Origin of the sequence: Chryseobacterium sp. CH25 (assembly GCF_004119455.1) — a bacterium.
Lineage (GTDB): Bacteria > Bacteroidota > Bacteroidia > Flavobacteriales > Weeksellaceae > Chryseobacterium.
The window spans coordinates 59812-83049 of the sequence record NZ_NRQT01000009.1 but is presented as its reverse complement, the minus strand read 5'-3'; the positions used below and the strand labels follow the sequence as shown (position 1 = coordinate 83049).

At 35.9% G+C, this 23238-nt stretch carries 28 protein-coding genes; 3 read left to right on the top strand and 25 right to left on the bottom strand.

The genetic code is table 11. From position 1 onward, the window contains the following. Window positions 1-4 precede the first annotated feature (4 nt). The 18 genes from BOQ64_RS18320 to BOQ64_RS18235 form a co-directional block, all read right to left on the bottom strand. Window positions 5-652: an alpha/beta hydrolase gene (locus tag BOQ64_RS18320; RefSeq protein WP_129057179.1), complete on the bottom strand. Its 648-nt coding sequence runs from the start codon at window positions 650-652 to the stop codon at window positions 5-7. Between the two features lie 170 nt (window positions 653-822). Next, complete coding sequence (locus BOQ64_RS18315) at window positions 823-1080, bottom strand: hypothetical protein (RefSeq protein ID WP_129057178.1); 258 nt, start codon at window positions 1078-1080, stop codon at window positions 823-825. Between the two features lie 91 nt (window positions 1081-1171). Beyond that, a complete protein-coding gene (locus tag BOQ64_RS18310) occupies window positions 1172-1504 on the bottom strand; it encodes a hypothetical protein (protein ID WP_129057177.1) in 333 nt (110 codons plus the stop codon). Between the two features lie 11 nt (window positions 1505-1515). Continuing rightward, window positions 1516-2070 carry an RNA polymerase sigma factor gene (locus tag BOQ64_RS18305; RefSeq protein WP_228448462.1) on the bottom strand — a complete coding sequence of 185 codons (555 nt, stop codon included), beginning with the start codon at window positions 2068-2070 and terminating at the stop codon, window positions 1516-1518. A 626-nt stretch (window positions 2071-2696) separates the two neighbouring features. Then, window positions 2697-4703 (bottom strand): alpha/beta hydrolase family protein, encoded by a 2007-nt coding sequence (locus tag BOQ64_RS18300; protein WP_129057175.1) that lies wholly within the window; start codon window positions 4701-4703, stop codon window positions 2697-2699. Between the two features lie 170 nt (window positions 4704-4873). Continuing rightward, window positions 4874-5332, bottom strand: a complete 459-nt coding sequence (locus tag BOQ64_RS18295) for a hypothetical protein (protein ID WP_129057174.1) — start codon at window positions 5330-5332, stop codon at window positions 4874-4876. 94 nt (window positions 5333-5426) lie between these two features. Continuing rightward, window positions 5427-5885 (bottom strand): SRPBCC family protein, encoded by a 459-nt coding sequence (locus tag BOQ64_RS18290; RefSeq protein ID WP_129057173.1) that lies wholly within the window; start codon window positions 5883-5885, stop codon window positions 5427-5429. Between the two features lie 45 nt (window positions 5886-5930). Further along, the gene (locus tag BOQ64_RS18285; RefSeq protein WP_129057172.1) at window positions 5931-6359 is read right to left on the bottom strand and encodes an SRPBCC domain-containing protein; all 429 of its coding nucleotides are present in this window, start codon (window positions 6357-6359) and stop codon (window positions 5931-5933) included. A 20-nt stretch (window positions 6360-6379) separates the two neighbouring features. Next, complete coding sequence (locus BOQ64_RS18280) at window positions 6380-7246, bottom strand: VOC family protein (protein ID WP_129057171.1); 867 nt, start codon at window positions 7244-7246, stop codon at window positions 6380-6382. 292 nt (window positions 7247-7538) lie between these two features. Further along, window positions 7539-7796, bottom strand: coding sequence for a DNA-directed RNA polymerase subunit alpha C-terminal domain-containing protein (locus BOQ64_RS18275; RefSeq protein ID WP_164975842.1), 258 nt, complete (start codon window positions 7794-7796; stop codon window positions 7539-7541). A 17-nt stretch (window positions 7797-7813) separates the two neighbouring features. After that, a complete protein-coding gene (locus tag BOQ64_RS18270; protein ID WP_129057170.1) occupies window positions 7814-8227 on the bottom strand; it encodes an SRPBCC family protein in 414 nt (137 codons plus the stop codon). Between the two features lie 75 nt (window positions 8228-8302). Continuing rightward, window positions 8303-8734, bottom strand: a complete 432-nt coding sequence (locus tag BOQ64_RS18265; protein ID WP_129057169.1) for a VOC family protein — start codon at window positions 8732-8734, stop codon at window positions 8303-8305. Between the two features lie 98 nt (window positions 8735-8832). Further along, window positions 8833-9621 carry an alpha/beta fold hydrolase gene (locus BOQ64_RS18260; RefSeq protein WP_228448461.1) on the bottom strand — a complete coding sequence of 263 codons (789 nt, stop codon included), beginning with the start codon at window positions 9619-9621 and terminating at the stop codon, window positions 8833-8835. Then, the gene (locus BOQ64_RS18255) at window positions 9621-10145 is read right to left on the bottom strand and encodes a DinB family protein (RefSeq protein ID WP_129057168.1); all 525 of its coding nucleotides are present in this window, start codon (window positions 10143-10145) and stop codon (window positions 9621-9623) included. The genes BOQ64_RS18260 and BOQ64_RS18255 overlap by 1 nt, the downstream gene beginning before the upstream one ends. Before the next feature lie 90 nt (window positions 10146-10235). Continuing rightward, the gene (locus BOQ64_RS18250) at window positions 10236-10697 is read right to left on the bottom strand and encodes a hypothetical protein (protein ID WP_129057167.1); all 462 of its coding nucleotides are present in this window, start codon (window positions 10695-10697) and stop codon (window positions 10236-10238) included. A 30-nt stretch (window positions 10698-10727) separates the two neighbouring features. Further along, window positions 10728-11135, bottom strand: a complete 408-nt coding sequence (locus BOQ64_RS18245) for a VOC family protein (protein WP_129057166.1) — start codon at window positions 11133-11135, stop codon at window positions 10728-10730. Between the two features lie 77 nt (window positions 11136-11212). Next, window positions 11213-11803 carry a Crp/Fnr family transcriptional regulator gene (locus BOQ64_RS18240; protein ID WP_129057165.1) on the bottom strand — a complete coding sequence of 197 codons (591 nt, stop codon included), beginning with the start codon at window positions 11801-11803 and terminating at the stop codon, window positions 11213-11215. A 295-nt stretch (window positions 11804-12098) separates the two neighbouring features. Further along, window positions 12099-13310 carry a DUF763 domain-containing protein gene (locus BOQ64_RS18235; protein ID WP_129057164.1) on the bottom strand — a complete coding sequence of 404 codons (1212 nt, stop codon included), beginning with the start codon at window positions 13308-13310 and terminating at the stop codon, window positions 12099-12101. A 143-nt stretch (window positions 13311-13453) separates the two neighbouring features. Between BOQ64_RS18235 and BOQ64_RS18230 the strand changes: the two genes are divergently transcribed. After that, entirely contained in the window at window positions 13454-14035 is a 582-nt protein-coding gene (locus BOQ64_RS18230) for a peroxiredoxin family protein (RefSeq protein ID WP_129057163.1), read from the top strand. Window positions 14036-14047: 12 nt separating this feature from the next. Here BOQ64_RS18230 and BOQ64_RS18225 read toward each other — a convergent pair whose 3' ends face one another. The 6 genes from BOQ64_RS18225 to tpx form a co-directional block, all read right to left on the bottom strand. Further along, window positions 14048-14452, bottom strand: coding sequence for a glyoxalase superfamily protein (locus BOQ64_RS18225; protein WP_129057162.1), 405 nt, complete (start codon window positions 14450-14452; stop codon window positions 14048-14050). A gap of 75 nt (window positions 14453-14527) precedes the next feature. Then, window positions 14528-14875, bottom strand: coding sequence for a VOC family protein (locus tag BOQ64_RS18220; protein WP_129057161.1), 348 nt, complete (start codon window positions 14873-14875; stop codon window positions 14528-14530). Between the two features lie 84 nt (window positions 14876-14959). Continuing rightward, window positions 14960-15649, bottom strand: a complete 690-nt coding sequence (locus tag BOQ64_RS18215; protein ID WP_129057160.1) for an alpha/beta hydrolase — start codon at window positions 15647-15649, stop codon at window positions 14960-14962. A 75-nt stretch (window positions 15650-15724) separates the two neighbouring features. Further along, window positions 15725-15919 carry a hypothetical protein gene (locus tag BOQ64_RS24165; protein WP_228448460.1) on the bottom strand — a complete coding sequence of 65 codons (195 nt, stop codon included), beginning with the start codon at window positions 15917-15919 and terminating at the stop codon, window positions 15725-15727. Then, the gene (locus tag BOQ64_RS18210) at window positions 15919-16299 is read right to left on the bottom strand and encodes a Crp/Fnr family transcriptional regulator (protein ID WP_228448459.1); all 381 of its coding nucleotides are present in this window, start codon (window positions 16297-16299) and stop codon (window positions 15919-15921) included. Before BOQ64_RS18210 ends, BOQ64_RS24165 begins: the two co-directional genes overlap by 1 nt. A gap of 73 nt (window positions 16300-16372) precedes the next feature. Next, the gene (tpx, locus tag BOQ64_RS18205) at window positions 16373-16876 is read right to left on the bottom strand and encodes a thiol peroxidase (protein WP_129057159.1); all 504 of its coding nucleotides are present in this window, start codon (window positions 16874-16876) and stop codon (window positions 16373-16375) included. A 326-nt stretch (window positions 16877-17202) separates the two neighbouring features. Here tpx and BOQ64_RS18200 point away from each other — a divergent pair, with 326 nt between their 5' ends. Beyond that, entirely contained in the window at window positions 17203-19419 is a 2217-nt protein-coding gene (locus tag BOQ64_RS18200; protein ID WP_129057158.1) for an NADP-dependent isocitrate dehydrogenase, read from the top strand. A gap of 267 nt (window positions 19420-19686) precedes the next feature. Further along, window positions 19687-21855, top strand: coding sequence for a TonB-dependent receptor (locus BOQ64_RS18195; RefSeq protein WP_129057157.1), 2169 nt, complete (start codon window positions 19687-19689; stop codon window positions 21853-21855). Between the two features lie 312 nt (window positions 21856-22167). Here BOQ64_RS18195 and BOQ64_RS18190 read toward each other — a convergent pair whose 3' ends face one another. Beyond that, window positions 22168-23160 carry an MBL fold metallo-hydrolase gene (locus tag BOQ64_RS18190; RefSeq protein WP_129057156.1) on the bottom strand — a complete coding sequence of 331 codons (993 nt, stop codon included), beginning with the start codon at window positions 23158-23160 and terminating at the stop codon, window positions 22168-22170. Window positions 23161-23238 lie beyond the last annotated feature (78 nt).

Sequence of the window (23238 nt, the reverse complement as noted above, 5' to 3'; positions counted from 1 at the left end):
TAAATTATTTACTATCAATCCATGCTTTTGTTGGAACAATCCATTCATCCAGAGCTTTGAATAAGAAGCCATGATTAAGCCCTGTATTAAGTTCAATCTCTTTAAAATTTTTTATATTTGATTTGATGAACCGTTGCTCCTGAGAGAGAGGAACATGGCCGTCATCTGATTTTTCTGTAATGGAAAGTATTTTTCCATACAACCTGAAATCCGGATCTTTCTCCAAAGAATCATCTTTAAAACTAGCTCCAATAAAAACAAATTTAAGCTCCGGATTTTTTTGGTAATAGGAAACATACTGTGCAATATAACCACCTTGTGATGTTCCGACAACCGTAATATTTTCGGCTCTAATTCCTTTCTTTATCAGTTGGTCAATCTGTTTCTTTATTTTTAGTGCATAGACTGCCGGATCAGTATTACGCTTCCTCTTTTCAAAAAGAATAATATTACTGCTGTCCTTCAGCTGGTGAAGGACTTTTTCATACTCTACAATACCGTATTTGGGATGCACTTCATCTACAGAATGATCTTCCAGAAACTTATTATGCAGGAAGAAAACATACTGTTTCTGTTTTAGCTCAGATTTCTGTCCGTACACAATGATAGAAAAAATGGTAAGTACAGTGATAAAAAAACTCTTTGACAACATTATGAAATATATTTTAATCCGAAGAACAAATTTAGTATTTAATAATCAGGTTTCCAATGAATATGGAATTTCATTCCATCTATCTAGCAATTTTAAATAAAAAAATTCCGGCTCGGGAAGCTTCGCTTCCCGAGCCGGAATTAAACAATTTCAATTTAGTATTTTACTTTTTATGCTTCACAGGTATTATCCTTTCTGCAACATCTTGAGTTGAATTCTTTTTTGAATTTACCTTTCAGTTCCTGATAGTCTTCATCATTCATTTCTCTGATCTTGTCGGCTAATCCGAAAGGGGATTTTTCTTTGATTCCGTATTCATCAAAAATACCTCTGATAAATCTTTTTCTTTGTGCTGCTTTTTTTGCAATTAAGGCTACACCTACTACGGCTAATGCTCCAAGAGCTCCTTTTAATGCTGAATTTTTCATTTTTTCAAAATTTTAAATTTTACTACTTCTTGTTTTTTATAGAGACGAATGAATTTTAATTTTACTTTACTACTTCTTTAAAATTTTTAAATTATTCGTTATTTCTGTTGAAGAATCCTCCAGAGCATCTGTTTCTCCAGGCTTCTTTAAATTTCTCTTTTTCTTCAGGCGATAATCCTTCCATTTTCTCTCTCATCTTTCTCTCTTTAAAATCCTTCATTCCTTTTCCAAAATGAAAACCTCCGAAAAGAATTTTACTTAAAATCAGGATTCCCATTGCCTGCCAGAATGTAATGGATTTTACTCCTAAAATTTCCGGAAGAAGACAATTCCAAAGTGACATTACGATCCACGTAACGGCTAGGAGAATTAATGGCGGACATAACAATAAAAAAATCCAGCCTTTTTTGTGTTTATGATTCATAATTTCTTTTTCTAACTTTTTAAATCTTCGTATAATTTTCTCAATCTGTTTCTCAGGTGCTTCACAGCATAGTTTTTTCTACTGATGATGGTTTTGATGTTCTCCCCTTGTTCATCGGCGATCTCCTGGAGGGTTTTGTCGTTCAGTTCGTTTTCTACGTAGACCAGCCTTTGTTTTTCGGGAAGTTCATCAAGCGCTTCAAACAGTTTTTTCCAGATTTCATCCTGAAACATCTTCACTTCAGGGCCCGCACTGTCATCCATCAATAAAATATCTTTGATGGAAAAACTTCCGTCTTCGTCCTCATAGACGAAATCTTCCAGATTTTCTGTTTTCTTTTTACGATAACGGTCTGTGATTTTATTCGCCGTTACCCTGTACAGCCAGCCTCCTACATTCACAATCTCGGAAAGATTGGTAAGACTACTGAACTGATACCACACTTCCTGCAGAATATCTTCCGCATCCTCCGTGTTTTTCACTTTGGGACGAATATAAGACATCAGCTTCCCTCCGTAATTGGAAACGGTTTGCGAGATGATACTTTCTTTATCCTTCTGTGGCATTGTTATTTTTTCGACAACCTCCATACTGCTATGACGGCTATGCTTTTGGTTTTACTTTAATAAATTTAAAATATTTTTCCGGAATTTTGGGTTTTCTTTTATCCATCGGAGTTTTTAATTATAATTGATGAGTGATAAATGACGAATGATATAGGTTAAGATTATTGATGATAGTTTTTGTTTCACTTCTAAACTGAAGAAACAGCAGCAACTTGTAAAATTAAGTATCCTGATTATCTGGGAAATTTGCGAGAACTTAGGTTGGGAAAACGCAAATGCGCAAGAAGCTATTATGATTATGTATATTTTTAAGGCGCAAGAAAATCAAAGATTTTCAGTGGAAAATAGCTGCACTATCCGAGAGAAATTTAGATTCCACGCTACACTTCGTTCCGCTCTGAATGACAAAAACAGTTGATTATTCATTTATCTGTAGTAGTACAAATTTTATCATAGATAAAATCCTTGCGCCTTAAAGCATACAACTATTCTGTTTTCTTTGCGTCATTGCGTTTTCCAACTTTACGTACAACTCATATAGAGATTGCTTCGCTTCGCTCGCAATGACAAAAAAAGAAACGGAAGACATTATATCTTCCGTTTCCAACATTATAAAAATTGCCGGTTTATTTTTTATTGAAATTCTCAGCAAAGAATCCTAACATTGACTTATACAGTTCAATTCTGTTAGGTTCTTTTCCGAATCCGTGTCCTTCATCATATTTTACCATGTATGGAACCTCAAATCCTTTCGCACGCATTGCTTTTACAATCTGATCAGATTCGTTGATGTTTACTCTAGGGTCATTGGCTCCTTGTACTACGAATAATGGCTTTTTAATTTTATCAATCTGAAATACAGGAGATACTTCTTTTGCAATTTTAGCTTCTTCCGGATTATCCAGATCATACCAGATCTGTTTTACCATTTCTTTGTAAGGTTTCCAATATTCCGGGAAAGAAGAAAAGAAGGTGAAAATGTTGGATACTCCCACATAGTCTACTCCACAGGCATATAAATCAGGAGTTTTAATTAATCCCATCAAAGTAGCATATCCACCGTGGCTTCCTCCATAGATTGCTATTTTATCTTTATCTACCCAGCCCTGGCTGATTGCATATTTTACCCCATCTTCCACATCATCCATAGCTTTTCTTCCGATCTGCTTATAGCCGGCCTTCTGGAACTCTTTTCCATAACCACCGGAAATTCTGAAATTCACCTGAAGTGTTGCATATCCTCTGCTGGCAAACAATTGAGTTTCCGGATTGAATCCCCAATGATCTCTGATTCCCTGAGGACCACCGTGAGGATTTACAATCAGAGGAACTTTCTTGCCTTCCAGCGCCGCTTTAGGTAAAGTAATATATCCACGAATGGTTAATCCGTCTCTGCTTTTGAATTCAATAGGCCTCATTTCAGCCATATCTTCTTCTTTCAGCTGTGGCATCAGATTGTAAAGAAGCTTTGTCTGCTTGGTTTTAGTATCATACTCATAGTAAGTTCCGTATAATTTGTCACTACCTACTACTACCAAAAGCTTATCATTATTATCATCTGAAGAAACAATACCAAATTCTTTATCTCCAAACTGAGATTTTAACTGGTCATCAATTTCTTTATAAAATTTACTTACCGGAACTGTTTCTCCTTTTAACCCTTCATAACTAATATAGTCCAATTCATAATTTCTGTTCTTACCAGCTACACTTATAGAACTTACATCATATACAGGATTAGCATATACTTCTTTAATTACTGCATTTTTCTTCAAATCATATAAAACAATTCTCGCCTTATCACTATCCAGATTAGTCACTACATACGCTTCATCTTTGTTCTTAGAATTATCATTAAACCTGATAATACTGAAAGTATCTGACCAGTCTGCAGATTTCAGAAGATTGAATTTTCCTGTCTGTAAATCTTTGTAGTAGGTTTTAGTAGTTAATCCGTTTTCAAGAATGCTATAGCCTCTTAAATTACCGTCTTTATCAAAAATATATCCATCAATAGGGCTGTTGACATCTTTATTTTCATAAAGCTGAGTTATTTCTCCCGTTACAAAATTGATTTTATAAGGTTCGAAAATCTGCTTATTATTTTTATTCATTGTAACCACAACGAAATCTGTGTCTTTGATGGGATTAATTTCTCCCAATGTGATGCCATCAAATGGTGTTAAATCCTTAAGGTTTGTTCCGTCTACATTTGCTGCATACAGATGGATATTTTCATTACCGCCTTTATCCTGAGTATAATACAGACGGCTTTTATTCAGCCATCCATAACTTTTTATCAGATCATCTTTTTCAACAATCGCTTTGGTGATTTTTCCTGAACTAAGCTCTTTAACGTATACATGATTTTTCTTGTCCTGATCTTTTTCTTTATAAGAAAGATATTTTCCATCAGGGGAAATCTTAAATACTGAAGCTTTTGGCCTTGCAAAGTAGTCTTCCACTTTATATTTGAAATTTCCTTTATCGTAAGAAACCAGTTTCTCAAGATTGGCTTTGGTAGAAGGAAGCGTAGGATCTCCCGGAAGTTTAGCTGTGGAATTTTGTGCATTCATCATAATAGCGGAAAGTACAATATAGGCTGTACCGAAAATTTTGGAATTTAGATTCATAGTTTACGTTTTTAAAATTTAAAAAACAGAGTACCTAATTCAATATTTCAATCAATAAAAAATAAGTTTCTTTATATATAAGACAATTCAAAACTCAAAACGTTACAATATTTAACATTTGTTTTGAAAGTTTTAAAAATAAAAAGCAGCTCTAAGAGCCGCCTGTATGTTTATTGTAAGTAGATTCCGAAATACCAGGTCCATGCTATTAAAATAACCTGCATAGGAATTCTTTGAGTATAGAGGTACTGCATTCCCGGCCCGGTATAATCTGCTTTAAAAATATTAATGTTCTTTTGAGATGAATTGATATTCGCGATGAAAACCAATACATAGAAAATAATCAGTAAAACAGCTGTCGTTTCACGAATAGAAGGAATCATAAGCCCTATTCCTGCAGCAATTTCTAAAAGTCCGGTAAAATACACCCAAAACATTTTAGCGGGCATAAAATCGGGAATCATCATGGCCATTCCTTTCTGAAATTTAAAATGGGAAAACCCTGTAAATATGATGAAAACCGCCATACCAAGATTTCCTGAAAACAGAAAATCCGCCTTCCCTTGAAATAACAGGGTTGCCAATAAAGCTAAGATAAACACACCGAAGAGAATGACTAATAATTTCATATTTTTCCGAATTACCAGATGAGAGATTAAGATAATTTTGGCTAGAGGCCTACACTTCTTCCTAACAACATTAAGCCTTGAACTTCAAACTCTTCTACACTGCGGTAAGATTAACACCTTCTGCCAGACTCTTCACTACCATCAGTCCTTTCGTAAATCCTGTATTCATGTGGTCCCGCCATTCTTTATCTACCTGAACTTCGGTATGAAGCTTTGTTTTTCCATCAAAATCAGTCAGGAAATATTTTTCAAAGCAGCCGCTCCATTCCATGACTTCTTTGCTGTGTGTATCTTCTACTCCATTTTCAGTCATTCCCAGATGTTTAAAAACAATTTGATTGGGTTCATCCAAACTGTCTATGGTAGAAACCATTCCATCTCCTTTTTCATTAAGGAAATATGTTTTTCCACCTACCTGCCAGTCGGATTTCATGACAGAGGATCCGGCACCAAAATATTGAGTCCACTGGCCATAGGTTTCCGGTCCCCAAAGAATGTCCCATACCTTCTGTAAAGGAGCATCTATTATTGTTTCGAACGATAAGGTTTCCATATTTTTAAATTTTTGTGATTGGTTTTATTTCAGATAAGTATTTCTTTACAGCTGATTTTCCGAAAGGTGTTTAACTATATTCATTGCTTTTGGAAATTTTTCTTCAAAAAAAGATTTAAACTCAGCCGGAGTATTAATAACAGTTCTTAACAATGTTCCTTCATCATTCTCTTCCAAAAAGTAAGCTTCTGTTGCATCACCCCATTCCTGGGCAACTTCAATTCCTTCATAAATTTCTCCCAGATGCAGGAATGTTATTGTCTCATTGGGAACTACCTTTATAACCCTGCTGTACATTCCATTGTTTTTGGGGTCTAAGAACTTTACAATGCTATTCTCTTCCAATGCTCCTTCATAAAAAGAGCCTTCTGTAAAAGCGGTAGTCCATTGTCTGTAAGTAATATCACTCCAAAGGACGCTCCATACTTTTTCCGGTTCTGCATTAATTTCTATTTCGTATGATAATTGTTCCATGTATCTATATTTTAATTGTTTTAAGAATGATAAGCGTCTTCTAAATCCTGAATCATGATTTTCTGCATTTTCATCATGGCCTGTACCACCTTATAAGCTTTTTCCTGATTAGGATCGTTCATCAGTTGAATGAGTCTTTTAGGAACGATTTGCCAGCTTAGCCCGTATTTATCTTTTAACCAGCCACACATGCTTTCTCTACCTCCGTTTGAAGTAAGTGCATTCCAGTAAGTATCGGTTTGCTGCTGATCGTCTGTCATTACAACCAAAGAAATACCTTCATTAAAATCAAACTGATGATCGTAAGAATTATCCATGCAGTATAGGGTATAATTATCAATGGTCACTTGCGCATGCTGTACATTTTCAGCAGGTTCCTGTATATCATGGCCTTCTCCCCCTTCTCCGTAAGTTAGAATATCTCCCATCTTTGAATCAGGGAAGGTTTGGGTATACAACTCCATAGCCTCTTTAGCTTTACCATTATTTTCATGAATAAACATCAAGGTAGGAACAATTTTCTGCCCTTCTGCCTTTTCTCCAAAAAACAACTGCCAGGTTACTCCATATTTGTCTTGTACCCATCCGTATTTTGTACTCCAGGAATAAGAACCAAGCTCCATTAAAGCCATTCCGCCCTCTACCAGTTGGTCCCAGTACTTCTGAACTTCATCTTCCGTTTCACAAAGTATTGTAAAAGAAATGGAAGGATTCTTTTTGAACTGAGGTCCACCATTAAGAAGCATTAGTCTTTGTCCAAACAGATCAATGTTCATTACTACCTGAGTATCTGCGGTAATTTCACCACCAAAAACTTTACAGTAGAATTCTGCAGATGCCTTAGCATCTCCGTCATACCAAAGACACGGAAAAATATCGTTATTCATAAGTTTAAATTTTAAAAGTTCAGTTTAATTTGTTTTTCTTGATAATTGAATTTATTCTGTAGCCAATTTATTCATAAAATCTGTAGAAACTATTCATTCTGGAAGATTTTTCATGTTGAGATTCTCATTGCGCTCCGCTTCATTCAGAATGACAGAGCCTATATCTATATTTCATTATAAACTGATACATCTAAGAAAACATAAAGCAAAAGAAGTCCAATGTCCTTGCATTTAAAGAGAATTATACTCATCTATCCGCAATGACACGATAAAAAATCAAGTTTTTTTACTTTTATGCTTCTTTAAAACACTTCTGATTCTCTTTCATATAATCTTTCAGCTTCATCATGGTATTCTTTCCGAAACCATGCAATTGTAAGATCTCTTTTTCAGAATAATCTGACAGTTTTTCCAAAGAATCTATTTTTTCTTTCTTCAGGGCTCTTCTCGCAGGCACTGCAATGACTCCCAGAAGGAAATCCTCCTCAGGATCATAGCTGACAGCATAAATGGAATTCAAACTCTTTGACATGATAACTAAATTGATCATGGCGACAAAAAATGTTTTTAATGATTCTCAACATACTTATGGAAATTATTAAGGATAGCATACCAGCCATCTCTCTGCATTTCCACTGAATTTTGTTTCTCCGGATCGAAAATTTCAATCACTTTTGTAGTATTCTCATCAATCTTATCAAAGATCACTTCTACTTTACGCCCGTCTTCCATGTGATATTTAATAATTTCGTGAGGAGTTACTTCATCATACACCCCTTCAAAATCAAATGCGAAGCTTTTATCTTTTGCTTCCATTTTGTTTTTAAACTTTCCACCTACCTTCAGATCGTTTTCAGAACTTGGACAATGCCAGCTTTCATGGGCAAAATTCCATTTGGTGATATGTTTGGGTTCGTTGAAGTAATTCCATACTTTTTCTACCGGCGCTAAAATGGTGATGTCTATTTTAATTGGGTCCATAGTTTATTTTTTTTGATTGAATAAAAGAGCTGCCCGAAAACGGGCATCTCTTTTTATAATTAGTTAAATATAAGATTATTTCCCGTATTCTTCATTATAGTTTACCATCCAATGAACACCATATTTGTCTTGAAAACTTCCAAAATAATCTCCCCAAAACTGGTCTTCAATTGGCATTTCTATATTCCCACCTTCAGAAAGTCCTTTAAAAAGTCTGTCTGCTTCTTCTCTCGAATCCGGAAAAATAGAAACATAATTGTTATTTCCTACGTTTAACTTCTGTCCAAAGCTTGGAACAATATCGGAAGCCATTAAAAGGTCATTTCCAATTGGAAGTGCAATATGCATTACCCTGTTTTTTTCTTCTTCAGAAAGATTTTCGGTACCGGGAGCATTTCCCATTTTATGGACTTCGCCTACGAACTCACCTCCAAAAACTGATTTGTAAAAATTGAATGCCTTTTCAGCTGTTCCATCAAAATTTAGGTACGGATTTAATTTTGCCATGATTTTTAATTTTAAAATGTTATTTTTTTTTAAAACACGAATGACACAAATAGTTTCACAAATGGCACAAATATCTTAATGTGAAAAAATGAGTGCAATTAGTGATTGTGATGATTTAAAAATATTTCTACTTCTTTGATTGTAAAATTGATTAAGTTTTCATTGAGACTGCCATCAAAATCAGCCATCATATAAGTTCCATGAGTTGCCGGGAGAATCATCAACCGAGAGCCTTCTACCAGACGCCACATTGCTACGGTATGTTCCGGTTTCATCACGTCCTGATCTCCACTGATGAAAAGGGTTGGTGACTGAATAGCACTCAGTACTTTATCATCCCAGTCTACAAAAGTTTGCATTCTCTTACTGTCTTTATCAAAGAGATTTTCCAACTTAGAAAAGTCTGGGTTTAGGTTTAAAAAATTGATTTTAAATGGTTCCGGCATTGATTCAAAAGTGGCTTCATCCATCATTTCGAAAAAGCCGTCCATCATACCCTCTCTTTTATAAAATGCTGAGGCAACAATCAGTTTTTCCACGATTCCGGGATGACGATGCCCAATCTGCATTACGGTATTTCCACCGTTACTGAATCCCCAGAATGAAGCTTTATGAATATTAAGTTCCGCTAAAAGACCAGCTACGTCATCAGCATCCTGTTCAAATGTTTCAGGAATATCACGATGCTCGCTTCGTCCATGATTCTGAAGATCTATTCCAATAAGCTGAAACTTATTTCCCAGCCTTGCAATAACCTCTTTATAATCATAGAGAATTGATGAGCCACCACCATGAATTAAGACCAGAGGTTTTCCGGATCCATAGATTTCATAATACAGCTGAATTCCGTTAACACGTTTATATCCTTTTTCTATTGGGCTCATCATTAGTAATTAAGATTTTCATCTACATCATACTTCATTCCCGGATAGTCTAAAATTCTTCTCATCAGACCGATCTGTCCACTCAGATAGTCTTCACGGCCAATACACATTCCTGCAAAATTGAGCTTGGTTTCTTTAATAAAAGGGATATTCATTCCGATTTCAAAGATTTCATCCAGCTCTTCATCTGTTACTTCCCATAGTTTCTGGTATACTTTAGGGGAAACTTCATGGAAATTTTTCTTCAGGTCTGCTAATGTTGGGTATTTCAGACTTTCATCCAGTGTTTTTCCCTGAAAAAACAGATCATTATTAGGATCCTGATCCTGAAGGCCTAGTACCATTCCCAGACCATAACGCATATTCACAAAGTTCCCTGCCATCCAAACAATATGATTGGTTTTGTTTTCAATTCTTTTCAATGCATCTTCTTCCGAAATGCCGTCCAAAACATTCATAAAGCTTTGGGTATGCATTCTGTAAGCCGGAATAATGAGCTCCATTTTTTTTGATTTTGGTGTGTTCATTATTTTATTTTTTAGTTAGAAACTAGATATTTTTGAGTTGAATTTTCTCTACAGAATTTGCGGATTAAGCAGATTTTCATGCTTAACAGTTTATTTTATAGCTCCTGGTTTTCCCAGAATTCTGCGGAGATAACCCAATTGCCCTGCATGATAAATTTCGTGAAGACAAAGAGTTGAAATATCATTGACATTTTCTGTATTAAAATGTTCAAGGGTATTCAGCTTTGCTTCCAGTTTTTCCTGAGATTGCTGAAAGTATGATTTCAATTCCTCAAAATTGATGAATTCATCTTTCCTATTCAGAGCAATTTCTCCTCTATTGTAACATGAAAATTTTTCACTATCCCAAACAGATGCTTCGCCCAGAATATTCAACAATGGATTTCTTATGTAGATCAGATGACCTAAAATCCAGTTCATACAATTGGCTTCGTTATTAGGAAAGACCATTGATTCTTCATGGGTAATACCTTCCGTATTCAGCTCCACAATCTTCATTGTACTGAAGACCTGGTTTTTTACCAATTCTATCTCATTTGATTTTGTTTCCATATCTCATGTGATAATTTGATTCATCAATTACTAGGATGGGAGTTGGGAAACATCTGCGTACATTACTTCCCACTGATGTCCGTTTAAATCGGCAAAAGCACTTTGATACATCCATCCGTGATCCATAGGCTCACTATATTTAGAACCTCCATTTTCAATGGCTGTGGTTACCATTTGATCCACTTCCGCTCTACTTTCTACTCCAATGGCAAGAAGTACCTGAGTGGTATCTCCTTTGGCAAAAGGTCTGTTGGTAAAAGTTTGGAAAAATTTTTCTTTCAGAAACATGGTATAGATATGATCTTCTTTCATCACTACACACACTGCTTTATCATCAGAAAACTGCTCGTTAATAGAAAAACCGAGTGCTGTCCAGAATGCTCTGGTCTTCTGTACATCTTTTACAGGTAAATTGACATAGATTTGATTGATTTTCATTTTTTATAATTTTGGTGTTAAACTTTTAACCAAAATTACCAAGGTGTAATGAAAATCTACTTGCCATAGGGCAAGATTTAAATTTTCTTGGGATGGGAGACCAATTCTTTACGGATTCTGCTCAGAGAAGTGTCTGTTACGCCAAGGTAAGATGCAATCTGTTTTAATGGAGCAAACTGTATAACTTTAGATTTCTGTTCCAGGAGGTTCAAATATCTTCTGGTAGCTGATAGAGTGAACATTTCCACGGATCTTTGTTTATAAGCGAAAAGTTCTTTAGACATCCATGCTCTTCCCCATTCTCTAAGATTTGGTATTTTGTGAAAGAGTTCCTCAAAAGTATCATAATCCAGCTTCCAGCATTCACAGTCTGTAATACAAACAATATTTTCCTGCGTTGGGATTCTTTGAAACATGGATAAAACTTCAATAATCACCTCATTCTCCACAAAAAAGTGGGTAGTTACTTCATTTCCGTTAAAATCATTGACAAAAGAACGGGCTAATCCGCTATCCAGAATATAGTATTCATTGGCCATTTTGCCCTCCTCAAGAATAAAATCCCCTTTTTGAAAAGATGTTTTTTCATGAGCCTGAAATATTTCATCAAGTTCTTCCTGAAGAAAAAACGGGAAATCGTAACATATTTCGAGGGATTTGTGAGTCATTTGGTCATTTTTTTAAGACTTTAAAATTAAAATTTTTAATTGGATTAAAAGCAATAATTATTAAACAAAATAATTAAACCATGATTCAACAGCATATATTTCATTGAATTTATGACAACTTAATAAAAACACATAATTAAACAGGAGTTTGATTACAGAAGGAAACCACCCCGTCAAATCTGCGATTTGACACCCCTCCGGTGGAGTGGAATGGTTATACTAATATTTGTTTTTTATTGTTGGAACAATTAAGATTCTGAGAAGAAATTATTTTGGAAGGAGCTATATCTTCCTCCTAAAATAAAGAGAGTTGAATAGGTTTAGGTGGGACAGGTTTTTGAGCATCTCCCATTACTGTTTTTCCACCAAATCGCCACGAATTCTGACGTTCTTCTTCAATGACTTCCTGAATGTCAAAATCTGGGGTGAAATCCTTTTCAGCTTTGGTTACAATCTGATGAAGCTTATTCAGGGTATTTAGCTTATCTGAATTTCCAAGTTTTGACTTTTCGATTCCTTTTCTGAGAATACTGATACTTTCATCATATACATTTATAGGGACAGGGAAAGGATGCCCGTCTTTTCCGCCATGAGCAAAGGAAAACCTCGCCGGATCTTTAAATCTTGATGGCGCGCCATGAATAACCTCACTTACCAACGCCAGAGACTGCATAGTCCTCGGCCCTACTCCTTCCAACATTAATAAATCTTCAAAATTCTGGGGTTGCTCCTCACGGGTGAGATACAAAAGAGCTCCGAGACGCTTAAGATCTACATCGGAAGCCCGAACATCATGATGTGCAGGAAGTATCAGCCTTGAAAAGTCTTTCATGACCTCTATAGAATCTGTGTGAGAAATATCCAGGATCCCTTTACGGTTCTCTGCTGCTTGGGATGCAGTAAGGTTTAGAATATGTCCTCTTGAAATCCCGTTAATTCCTGTGTGAGGTTCTTCTATAAATGAAGTGATCTTTTCAGAATGCCAGTGATAGCGTCTTGCTGTACCATCAGAATCATGCATTCCCTGTTGAATGACACTCCAGTTTCCATTGTCTGACAGGATAAAATTGTGCAGATACAACTGATATCCGTCCTGTATGGCTGTATTGTCAACTTTAGCAGAGAGTTTGCTGGCTCTTACCAGTTCATTTCCATTCAATCCTGTTTTCTCAGCTATATGAATAAGTTCTGATGGTGTTTCTCTGGAAAATTTTCCTTTTCCACCACAAATATAAAGTCCCAGTGATTGAGAATTGGGATTAATAGAACGTTTCAAGGCACCCATTACGGATGTGGTTATCCCTGAAGAATGCCAGTCCATGCCCATTACTGCTCCGAAACTCTGAAACCAAAACGGATCTGCCAATCTGCGAAGCACCTCATCTTTACCATAATCTGTAAGAATAGCTTCAACAATGGAAAGCCCGAGAACAGACATACGTTCATACAGCCATGGCGGTACTTTGCCATAGTGAAGAGGTAAATCTGCAGTTCCTGAACGTTTCATTTTTCAATTTTGGAAAAACAAAGTTAGGTTTAATATTCCAAATGAATACCGGCCCTAATCAATAAAAATATTTCTCAAAAATTGGTTATGTGCTCTTTTTTTATGACTTTTGGATCAATAACCATCAATACATCATCATAGGTATGAAAAAGCTTTTATTATTATTCATAGCACTTTCACTTTCTTCCTGTAAAGAAAAAAAGGAAACAACAACTGCAGAGAATATCGATCAAATACGGGAAGAATGGAATAAAAACAGGTTGGATTTCTTTATTGGTGCTACTCCACAGCCTTTTTCAGCAAAGACAATGAATGGTCATCTGTTCAATTCCAATGATTATAAGGGAAAAAACCTCCTTATTTTTATTTACAGTAAAAAGTCTTTGGAAAAAGACCATAATGTAAGCTATAATATGACCGATGATATGAATAGGCTATTTGCTGAATATAAAGATCAGGCAGGCTTTATAGGCATACTGGAAGGACTGGAAGATGACAAAACAGCACATGAAAAAGCGTTAAAAGATGCCGGAAATATTCAGTTTGACCAGATTGATAATACTAAATCCCCACAACGGCAGGAACAGATTAAATACAACACCTTCTGCACTCCTGCCAGAATACTGATCAACAGCAATGGCAAGGTTATTCATTCTAACTGTGGTGGTGCTACAGACCAGGAGCTTATGAGGAAATTAGACAGTATAAAAACTCAACAAAAGTAAGCTTTGGATGATCTATTCATGTGAATGGAACTTTAAAAGCCCATGTTTTTCTTCATCATATTTTTCATTGAAAATAATTTTATTTCCAAAAGGATCGTGTACTGTAAAAGAAACGGCATCATAGAATGTTTTCTCCAGTCCGGGACGGTTGTATTTATAATTTTTATCAATGAGTTCTTTATGGTATTCCGGAACACCTTCACCCCAGATAAAAATGCTGCTGCCGGGACTTGCATCTCCATGATGTTCACTCAAATGAAGAATGATATTATCTTTTTTAACTTCTATATAAACCGGAAAATTTTCTTCAAAACGATGCTCCCAGACAATTTCAAAGCCTAGCCAATCGATATAAAACTCCTGCATTTTTTGGTAATCAAAAATTCTTAGGACAGGGATGATTTGTTCTGCTTTCATGATAATTATATATTAATATTTTTAGGTTTTGGCTAAAGCCCGTTCTTATTGAATGATATGTTTAATGTTTAATGTTTATTGATGAGAAAGAATATTAATCACCTTCCCAAACGGGTCTTTTACAAAAAATCTTCGCACTCCCCAATCTTCATTCGTGATATCATAAACAATCTTAAAACCTCCCTTTTTCATTTTGCTATAAATTTCATCAACATTATCTACTTCTATAGACAAATCAGGAACTTCGGTCTCATTACCTCCTTGTTGGGCAAAACTGATCTGAACCTTAGCTTCCTCGTCAGTTCCTAAGGTTTTTATCCAGCCATGATCCATCAGGACATCAAGTTCTAAAATATCCTGATAAAAGAGGTTTCCTTTTGTAAGATCATCTGTTTTTATATTAGCTACGATTCTTTTTACCATGTTGATTTTTATTCATAAAAAAAGCCCTGTGAAAATAGTTAAAATTTTCCAGAGCCTTACAGGTCTTTATGATTAATTTATATTTTACAGAGAAGATGCCGCCTCTAGAATCAACTGCGTAACTTCTTCAGGATGTGAAGCTAATGAAGCATGCCCTGCATCTAATGTAATTATTTTTTTAGGCTGCATACGCTCTGCCATCTCTTTTTCCGTTTCTGCCGGAATCATACGGTCATCGGATGAAATCTGGTACCAGCTTGGTTTTGTTTTCCATGCCGGTTCTCCTGCAACATCTCCAAAACACTGTCCATGAATAGGTTTTTGAGACAATGCCATTACCAACGCTTTTTCATCATCCAGATCCTGACTGAATGCGGATTTAAACTCATCATATTTGATCCATAAAAAGCCTTTATTATCAGGATAAATACTTGCTCCACCCGGAGATTCTCTTCTTCCTAACAGAGAGCCTAAGCTATCTCCTGCATCAGGTGCAAAAGCAGCAATGTAAACCAATCCAACTACTTTATCATGGTGTCCAGCTCCTGAAATAACCGCTCCGCCATAAGAATGTCCCACTAAAAGAACTTTCCCTTCCTGGGCATCAATAAGATCTTTTGTTTTATTAATATCATCCTGTAATGAAGTAAGAGGATTCTGAACGCTTCTTACTTTATACCCTGCTTTTACAAGAGAAGGAATAATGTACTGCCAGTGAGATCCGTCTCCCCAGGCTCCGTGTACCAAAATAATGGTTAAATCTTTTTGTTCCATGATGTTAAGTATTTAAGTATTAAATTTTAATAATGTAAAGCTACAATCTAAAATACCACCGGACGTTAACTTAAGTTAATTTACAATCCTGCTCCTGATTCTGCTTAAAGACTGTTCTGTAACCCCCAGATAACTGGCTATATGCTTCTGGGCTATTTTCTGGAAAAGAAGTGGCTGTTTTTTAAGAAGGTTTAAATATCTGTTTTCCGGAGAAAGGCATATCAGATCATCAATTCTTTTTTTGGCATCCAGATAAATTTTCTCACTCATCACCGTCCGAATTTCTGCCAATAGGCTTCTTTTTGATATAATGCCTGCAAATGTTCTTTACTCAACAGTAAAATCTCACAATTTTCCAATGCCTGAATATTCATGTTGGAGACGGTATCACAAAGGATGCTTTCATAATCGGTAAAAAATTCATTTTCAAAATAAAATCCGAAATTGATTTCTCTGCCCTGATCATTGATATAAAAGCATCTGATTGTTCCTTTTTTAATAAATCCAAGATATCTGCATTTATCACCCTGTTTTAAAAAGAAATCTGACTTTAAAAGCCGGGTATCTTTCAACAAGGAATAAAACTCATCAAAATGTTCCTGATCTACCTGAAAAAGTTCTCCGTATTTCTCGTAATGTTCGGTCATCATATATTGTGTATTTTGGATTCAAAAAAAGCCTTGCAAATCATTTTCACAAGGCTTTCTACAAAGATTATTTCTATTATTTGTTCAATGCTGCCAAAGCTGCATCGTAGTTAGGCTCATCAGCAATTTCTGAAACCTGCTCTGTGTAAACCACTTTATTGTTTTCGTCCGTAACAATTACAGCACGGCTTAACAGACCTTTTAATGGAGAATCTGTAATGGTTACTTCATAATCATCACCAAAGCTGCTTCTGAAATCTGAAAGTGTTTCCACCTTATCTAATCCTTCTGCTGCACAGAATCTTCCTAACGCAAACGGAAGGTCTTTAGAAACGTTAATTACAACAGTGTTATCCAATTTAGAAGCTTCTTCATTGAATTTTCTGCTTGAAGCTGCACAAGTAGGAGTATCAATACTTGGGAAAATATTGAATACTTTCTTTTTTCCTTCAAAAGTTTGAAGAGTCTTCACAGCTAACCCTGAATCAACCAGTGCAAAATCTTTAACAGTGGTTCCTACAGCTGGTAATGTTCCTATTGTGTGTACTTCGTTTCCTTTTAAAGTGATTGTCGTTGACATAATATTTATTTTTTTAGTTTTTCAAATTTAATCAAAAAAGAAAATTTCTCTATCTAATATAAGGTTAAATTAATCTTAAAGTGAAAATAAAAATACTTTAGTCTGGCCATCAGTTTTTTAGCAATTTCCAACTTCATATCAGGCTCTGAAAACTTCAACGTTGAATTTAATATCAATTTTAACGGAACCGGAGAATATACAATTGTTCAGATATAAAAATCAAAAAGAAGCTTTTCTATTCTTTTTTTATTTAAAAATCCTCCAAAAAAACAATCATATTTAGTAAATTTGTGGGACTATAATTTCAAATAACAAATAACAGTATAATGTCAGAAAAATCAAAAATTTACTACACATTAACGGATGAAGCACCAATGCTGGCTACCCACTCGTTTTTACCTATTGTAAAAGCTTTCACTAAATCAGCAAACATCGAGATCGCTGTTCCGGATATTTCCCTGGCAGGCAGAATCTTAGCTAACTTCCCTGAGTTTTTAAAGGATGACCAGAAGATTGGTGATGCTTTGGCTGAATTAGGAGAATTAGCAACTCAACCGGATGCTAACATTATCAAATTACCAAATATTTCTGCTTCTGTTCCTCAGTTGGATGCAGCTATCGCTGAACTACAAGGAAAAGGTTTCGCAGTCCCTAACTATCCTGCAGAGCCTAAGAATGATGAGGAAAAAGCCATTAAAGCTAAATATGCAAAGGTTTTAGGAAGTGCTGTAAACCCTGTATTAAGAGAAGGAAACTCTGACAGACGTGCTCCAAAAGCTGTTAAAAACTATGCAAAAGCAAATCCTCACAGAATGGGAGATTGGGCTTCTGACAGCAAAACTGACGTAGCTCACATGAACACTGGTGATTTCTACGGAACAGAAAATTCTACAACGTTAGAAAACGCTACAAAATACAGAATCGTATTCAAAGGAAATGAAGGGGAAACAGTATTAAAAGATTTCGCAGGTCTTCAGGCTGGTGAAGTGATTGATTCTTCTGTAATGAACCTTAATGCATTAAAAGTTTTCGTTCAGGAAGCTACTGAAGAGGCTAAAAATAGAAATGTACTTCTTTCTGCTCACCTTAAGGCGACAATGATGAAAATCTCTGACCCTATTATTTTTGGGGCTATCGTAGAAACTTTCTTCAAAGAAGTATTTACTAAATATGCTGAGACTTTCAAGTCTTTAGATATTAATCCAAATAACGGTCTTGCTGATCTTTTCGATAAAATTAAAGGAAATGCTCAGGAAGCTGACATCAAAGCTGATATTGAAAAAGCTTTGGCTGCAGGACCAAGAGTGGCTATGGTAAATTCTGACAAAGGAATTACTAATTTCCACGTTCCTTCTGACATCATTGTAGACGCATCTATGGCTGCTCTTGTAAGAGGTGGTGGTAAAATGTGGAACAAAGACGGAAACGAAGAAGATACAGTTTGTATCATCCCGGACCGTTCTTATGCAGGTTTCTATCAGTCTGTAATTGATGATATGAAGGCGCATGGAAAATTAGACCCTACAACAATGGGATCTGTTCCAAACGTTGGATTAATGGCTCAAAAAGCTGAGGAATATGGTTCTCACGACAAAACATTCCAATTATCTTCTGAAGGAACTGTAGAAGTTCAGGATGAGGCTGGAAATGTTCTTCTTTCTCAGAAAGTAGAAAAAGGTGATATTTTCAGAATGTGTCAGACTAAAGATGCTCCTATCCAGGACTGGGTAAAATTAGCAGTAAACAGAGCGAGACTTTCTGATACTCCAGCTATCTTCTGGTTAGATAAAGGAAGAGCACACGATAGAGAAATCATCAAAAAAGTAGAAAAATATCTTGCAGATCACGATACAACAGGTCTTGACATCAGAATTCTTGATGTAAAAGATGCTATGACTGAAACGCTTAAGAGAGCTAGAGAAGGAAAAGATACTATTTCTGTTTCCGGAAACGTATTGAGAGATTATTTAACTGACCTTTTCCCAATCCTTGAGCTTGGTACTTCAGCTAAAATGCTTTCTATTGTTCCTTTGATGAACGGTGGTGGTTTATTTGAAACAGGTGCCGGTGGTTCTGCTCCAAAACATATTGAGCAGTTCCTTGAAGAAGGATATTTAAGATGGGATTCTCTAGGTGAATTCCTAGCACTACAGGCTTCTTTAGAGCATTTAGCACAAACTCAAGGGAATACAAAATCTCAGGTTTTAGCAGATGCATTGGATGAGGCTAACGCTAAATTCTTAGCTACTGATAAATCTCCTGCAAGAAAAGTAGGTCAGATTGATAACAGAGGTTCTCACTTCTATTTAGCAATGTATTGGGCTGAAGCTTTAGCTAACCAAACTGCTGATGCTGAATTAGCGGCTCAGTTTGCTCCGGTAGCTGCTGCTATGAAGGAAAACGAAGAAGTAATCAATGCTGAATTAATCGGTGCTCAAGGTAAGCCTCAAAATATTGAAGGTTATTACAAAACAGACACGTACAAAACTTACGCTGCAATGAGACCAAGTACTGTTTTAAATGAAATTATTGACGGAATCTAATCTTCAGAGACCTAATTAATTATACAAAAACCTCGCTATTTGCGAGGTTTTTTGATTTTTATAGACTATCATCATCTTTTGCATTTCATATAGTTACAAATACTGCTTCTTTTTAAGAGGCTCTTTTATAGAATAAAACTTAATAAACAAATCACCACCGATTCACAATATAACTTATCAATACTTTATCTAAATAGTAAAAATAAAACAGCACTCATTTCAAATTTCCTGTTTTTTCAATATGTTTGTAAAAAACAGACTGTCTTAATGAAAAAAATCTACATCCTTGCTCTCTCCTTGTCAGCCATTGCTTTTGCCAATGCTCAGGAAAATGAAAACCGTATTGATGAGGTGGAAATCCACGCAAGAGCGAAAGTCATCAAAGAAAGGGAAGAATTTAAAAAACACGCACAATCCACAGAAATTATTTCTGAGTATGAAATCAATCGTAATAATCCTGCTTTTATAGAGCAGAGCCTTAATACTATGGCCGGAGTTCAGGTAGAAAAGAGAACTCAGCTGGGCGGACAGAGAATTGTCATACGTGGATATGGAAATGATCAGAAGTTCAATAACTGGGGGATCAAAATGTATCTTAACAATATTCCGCTTACCGGAGCTGATGGAGTTACTGTTCTGGATGATGTCAATTTCGGACTGGTAAACCGTATAGAAGTGATAAAAGGTCCTGCAGCCACATTGTATGGCGGAGGTTCCGGAGGCGCAGTGAGACTGTATATGCAACCGGAAAGCAAAAAGGGAAATTCTGTTTCAGAACAGTTTATGACCGGGTCTTTTGGGTTATTTCAAAGCTCTACTTCGGCAACTAGTGTGGGAGATAACCACTCCATTACTGCCAATTATGGACATATTGGAAGTGACGGTTACCGCCCTAACGGTAAGAGCATTAAGAACTTTTATAATATCAACGGAGAGTTTAAGCTTAATAATAACCAGAAAATAACTTTATTGGCTTCTCATGGCAACTCGCTGGAGCAGGTTTCGGGGCAGATCTCCTATGACGACTATTATAATGGGATTGATAACGGAAATTTTGCCTACATCAGACGTGGGGCCAAAACAAAATTTGTTACTTCAAGAGTGGGAATTGGCCATATCTGGAAAATTACGCCTAATTTCAAAAACAATACTACCGTTTTCTATACAGGTACAACAGGGGAAAGAATTGCTGCCGGAGCTAATGAAACCTCATCTTTTTCTAATTATGGACTCAGATCCGTATTTGAATTTAATAAAGAATGGGAGCATTTCAAAAGCCAGACAGAATTTGGAGTTGAAATTCAGCAATCACAATCCACTATTACCAATTATCGCTACAAAAGTGTAAAAATCACAGAAGAACCTGTTTTAAGACCATTATATGATGGTTCTTACTTTAATAACACAAACAATCAGTCCAATTATTTTGCAGTTGAGAAAATCACTTATAAACCTTGGGATTTAATGTTCCTTGCAGGCGTGAGCATCAACCAGCTCAGCTATAAAAGGAAAGACCTCTTAGCTCTTCCTGGATTGTTTGTTGTTAATGGTAAGGATCTTTACAATAAAAATCTATCGTTTGAAAAAAAGTTCAGTGCAGCGGCAAGTCCACATTTTGCATTACAGAAAACCTGGAACAATCAGATCTTCAATCTTAGTTATAGTGAAGGATATAACGCCCCTACTTCTGTAACTGCTTTTATCACCGGATTGAATGTAACCAATGATAACCTTGTTGCAGAAAAAGCAAAAATGTGGGATTTCAGCATCCAGGGATTACTAGATGATACTTCCATAGATTATCAGTTTTCATTATTCAGCATCAATATTAAAGATAAACTTACTCAATTAGCCGGCAGAATGTCTAATCCGGAACAAACACCTTATACTTATTGGGCGAATACCGGCGAACAGAATAACAAAGGTCTGGAAATGAGTGTAGGATATTCGTATAAACCGAATAACTTATTCATTTCAAGAATCCAGCCCTTCGTGAGTTATACTTATAATGACTTTAAATATTCCACTTACTTTAAAGAAAACGGAGATAAAGCCAATGTGGTAGGTGTGCCTAAAACCAAAATATCTGTAGGATTGGATTTTGATACTCAAATCGGGCTCTACTGGCAGAATACCTATAATTATATGGGAAGTGTTTATACTGATTTCACCAATAGCAATAAGGTGAAAAGTTTTGGTCTTTTAAATTCCAAAATCGGTTATAAACACAGTTTTAATCAATGGGATCTGGATGTTTTTGTAGCAGGAAACAACCTTACCAGCCAGATTAATTATACTTTCCTTTTTTACGGAAACAGTATTAATGATACTGATAAGGATAACCAGTATAATAATGCAGCTATTTATACGGATGTGAATCCGGGATCGAGTAAGGCGTATTTCTTTACAGGATTTAATCTGAAGTATAATTTTTAGAGATTCTTTACAGGTTCAGAATGACAAGCCGAGCTTTGAAACCTTTGGGTAGCCTTTATTTAGGGTTCGTGAAAATGGGTTTTGGCTAAAGCCAGATGAATGAATATTATATGGAGAGCGGGCTAAAGCCCGCTCTTATTGAATAACCACCCCGTCAGATTTTCAATCTGACACCCCTCCAGAGGAGGGGAATATTACTGCCATCTAACTTATAGAAGTAAATATAATCAGCAGACGGGCAGGCAAATATTCTATTATTTTCAGCAGCTATTTTTTAACCCCAGCTCCCAAATAGATATTTATACCGGTGTATCAATTCATAAAGCTCTCAGGAATCCATTCAAATCCTGGGGCTTTTATTTTTGTAAAGCCTAATCCCGGCCATGGCAAATGGGAAGCAAACGCCCTGGTTTTTGTATCTGCCAGCTGTTTGAGAAACTTCTTTCTTGATGCCGTAGCAATATCCAGGTCTGTATCTCCTGAAAACCCCCAATCAGGATGTGGGAAAAGAATAACATCTGAGTGAATAAGGTCAGCAACATACATCAGCTTTTCATTTCCTGATGATATTGTAGTGACAGTTAAACCGGGAGTATGCCCCGGTGCAAGCTGAAAATTGAAATGGTTATACAGTGTATTATTCAAATCATAAAATTTCAATTTTGGCTGAATAACTTTCAAGATATTCTGAAGGGCCGGAATAATCTGGTTGAGCATTTCAGGATGGGCTTTCAAAGCACTGTTATTAAAATCTTTCACGGAAGCATTCATCCAGAAATCATGTTCTGTTTTTGAAATGAAAATAGAAGCATTGGGAAAAACAAGCTTATTCTGCTTATCTACCACTCCACCGATATGATCGGGATGGGCATGAGAGATAAAAATATCCGTAATATCTTTTGCAGAGAATCCTGCTTCCTGAAGGCTTTTTAATAAAAATCCGGTTCTTTCATCTGCAAATATTCCCATGCCACTATCCATCAGAATCAGTTTTTCTTTTGTTTTAACCAGCAGAATATTGACTGCCATATCAATATAATTATCTGCCCGGAAGTTATCTTTAAGGATTGCTTTCAGTTTGGCAACATTTCCTCTTGGGGCAAATGAGTTCAGGTTTTCTTCATGGATATATCCGTCTGTCAGAATAAACATATCCAGTTCTCCCAGTTTAATCTTTTTAAAACCGGAAAGATCATCGTCTTTTTTCTCTGATTTGATCCTTGTTTCTGCAAATACATTTGAAAAAGGTATGAAACTTAGCGTTCCTGCAAGCAGGCCATTCTTTAATAATTCTCTTCTATTCATAATTGAGATGGTGTTTCTGCATTCATGATAACTAAAATAACATCTCCTGCAGTGGAAATGTTCTGATCTAATAAATGC

Excerpts from the sequence above, each read along its gene's own strand:
- BOQ64_RS18320 (WP_129057179.1), bottom strand. The coding sequence starts at position 652 with ATGTTGTCAAAGAGTTTTTTTATCACTGTACTTACCATTTTTTCTATC.
- BOQ64_RS18315 (WP_129057178.1), bottom strand. The coding sequence starts at position 1,080 with ATGAAAAATTCAGCATTAAAAGGAGCTCTTGGAGCATTAGCCGTAGTA.
- BOQ64_RS18310 (WP_129057177.1), bottom strand. The coding sequence starts at position 1,504 with ATGAATCATAAACACAAAAAAGGCTGGATTTTTTTATTGTTATGTCCG.
- BOQ64_RS18305 (WP_228448462.1), bottom strand. The coding sequence starts at position 2,070 with ATGCCACAGAAGGATAAAGAAAGTATCATCTCGCAAACCGTTTCCAAT.
- BOQ64_RS18300 (WP_129057175.1), bottom strand. The coding sequence starts at position 4,703 with ATGAATCTAAATTCCAAAATTTTCGGTACAGCCTATATTGTACTTTCC.
- BOQ64_RS18295 (WP_129057174.1), bottom strand. The coding sequence starts at position 5,332 with ATGAAATTATTAGTCATTCTCTTCGGTGTGTTTATCTTAGCTTTATTG.
- BOQ64_RS18290 (WP_129057173.1), bottom strand. The coding sequence starts at position 5,885 with ATGGAAACCTTATCGTTCGAAACAATAATAGATGCTCCTTTACAGAAG.
- BOQ64_RS18285 (WP_129057172.1), bottom strand. The coding sequence starts at position 6,359 with ATGGAACAATTATCATACGAAATAGAAATTAATGCAGAACCGGAAAAA.
- BOQ64_RS18280 (WP_129057171.1), bottom strand. The coding sequence starts at position 7,246 with ATGAATAACGATATTTTTCCGTGTCTTTGGTATGACGGAGATGCTAAG.
- BOQ64_RS18275 (WP_164975842.1), bottom strand. The coding sequence starts at position 7,796 with ATGATCAATTTAGTTATCATGTCAAAGAGTTTGAATTCCATTTATGCT.
- BOQ64_RS18270 (WP_129057170.1), bottom strand. The coding sequence starts at position 8,227 with ATGGACCCAATTAAAATAGACATCACCATTTTAGCGCCGGTAGAAAAA.
- BOQ64_RS18265 (WP_129057169.1), bottom strand. The coding sequence starts at position 8,734 with ATGGCAAAATTAAATCCGTACCTAAATTTTGATGGAACAGCTGAAAAG.
- BOQ64_RS18260 (WP_228448461.1), bottom strand. The coding sequence starts at position 9,621 with ATGATGAGCCCAATAGAAAAAGGATATAAACGTGTTAACGGAATTCAG.
- BOQ64_RS18255 (WP_129057168.1), bottom strand. The coding sequence starts at position 10,145 with ATGAACACACCAAAATCAAAAAAAATGGAGCTCATTATTCCGGCTTAC.
- BOQ64_RS18250 (WP_129057167.1), bottom strand. The coding sequence starts at position 10,697 with ATGGAAACAAAATCAAATGAGATAGAATTGGTAAAAAACCAGGTCTTC.
- BOQ64_RS18245 (WP_129057166.1), bottom strand. The coding sequence starts at position 11,135 with ATGAAAATCAATCAAATCTATGTCAATTTACCTGTAAAAGATGTACAG.
- BOQ64_RS18240 (WP_129057165.1), bottom strand. The coding sequence starts at position 11,803 with ATGACTCACAAATCCCTCGAAATATGTTACGATTTCCCGTTTTTTCTT.
- BOQ64_RS18235 (WP_129057164.1), bottom strand. The coding sequence starts at position 13,310 with ATGAAACGTTCAGGAACTGCAGATTTACCTCTTCACTATGGCAAAGTA.
- BOQ64_RS18230 (WP_129057163.1), top strand. The coding sequence starts at position 13,454 with ATGAAAAAGCTTTTATTATTATTCATAGCACTTTCACTTTCTTCCTGT.
- BOQ64_RS18225 (WP_129057162.1), bottom strand. The coding sequence starts at position 14,452 with ATGAAAGCAGAACAAATCATCCCTGTCCTAAGAATTTTTGATTACCAA.
- BOQ64_RS18220 (WP_129057161.1), bottom strand. The coding sequence starts at position 14,875 with ATGGTAAAAAGAATCGTAGCTAATATAAAAACAGATGATCTTACAAAA.
- BOQ64_RS18215 (WP_129057160.1), bottom strand. The coding sequence starts at position 15,649 with ATGGAACAAAAAGATTTAACCATTATTTTGGTACACGGAGCCTGGGGA.
- BOQ64_RS24165 (WP_228448460.1), bottom strand. The coding sequence starts at position 15,919 with ATGAGTGAGAAAATTTATCTGGATGCCAAAAAAAGAATTGATGATCTG.
- BOQ64_RS18210 (WP_228448459.1), bottom strand. The coding sequence starts at position 16,299 with ATGATGACCGAACATTACGAGAAATACGGAGAACTTTTTCAGGTAGAT.
- tpx (WP_129057159.1), bottom strand. The coding sequence starts at position 16,876 with ATGTCAACGACAATCACTTTAAAAGGAAACGAAGTACACACAATAGGA.
- BOQ64_RS18200 (WP_129057158.1), top strand. The coding sequence starts at position 17,203 with ATGTCAGAAAAATCAAAAATTTACTACACATTAACGGATGAAGCACCA.
- BOQ64_RS18195 (WP_129057157.1), top strand. The coding sequence starts at position 19,687 with ATGAAAAAAATCTACATCCTTGCTCTCTCCTTGTCAGCCATTGCTTTT.
- BOQ64_RS18190 (WP_129057156.1), bottom strand. The coding sequence starts at position 23,160 with ATGAATAGAAGAGAATTATTAAAGAATGGCCTGCTTGCAGGAACGCTA.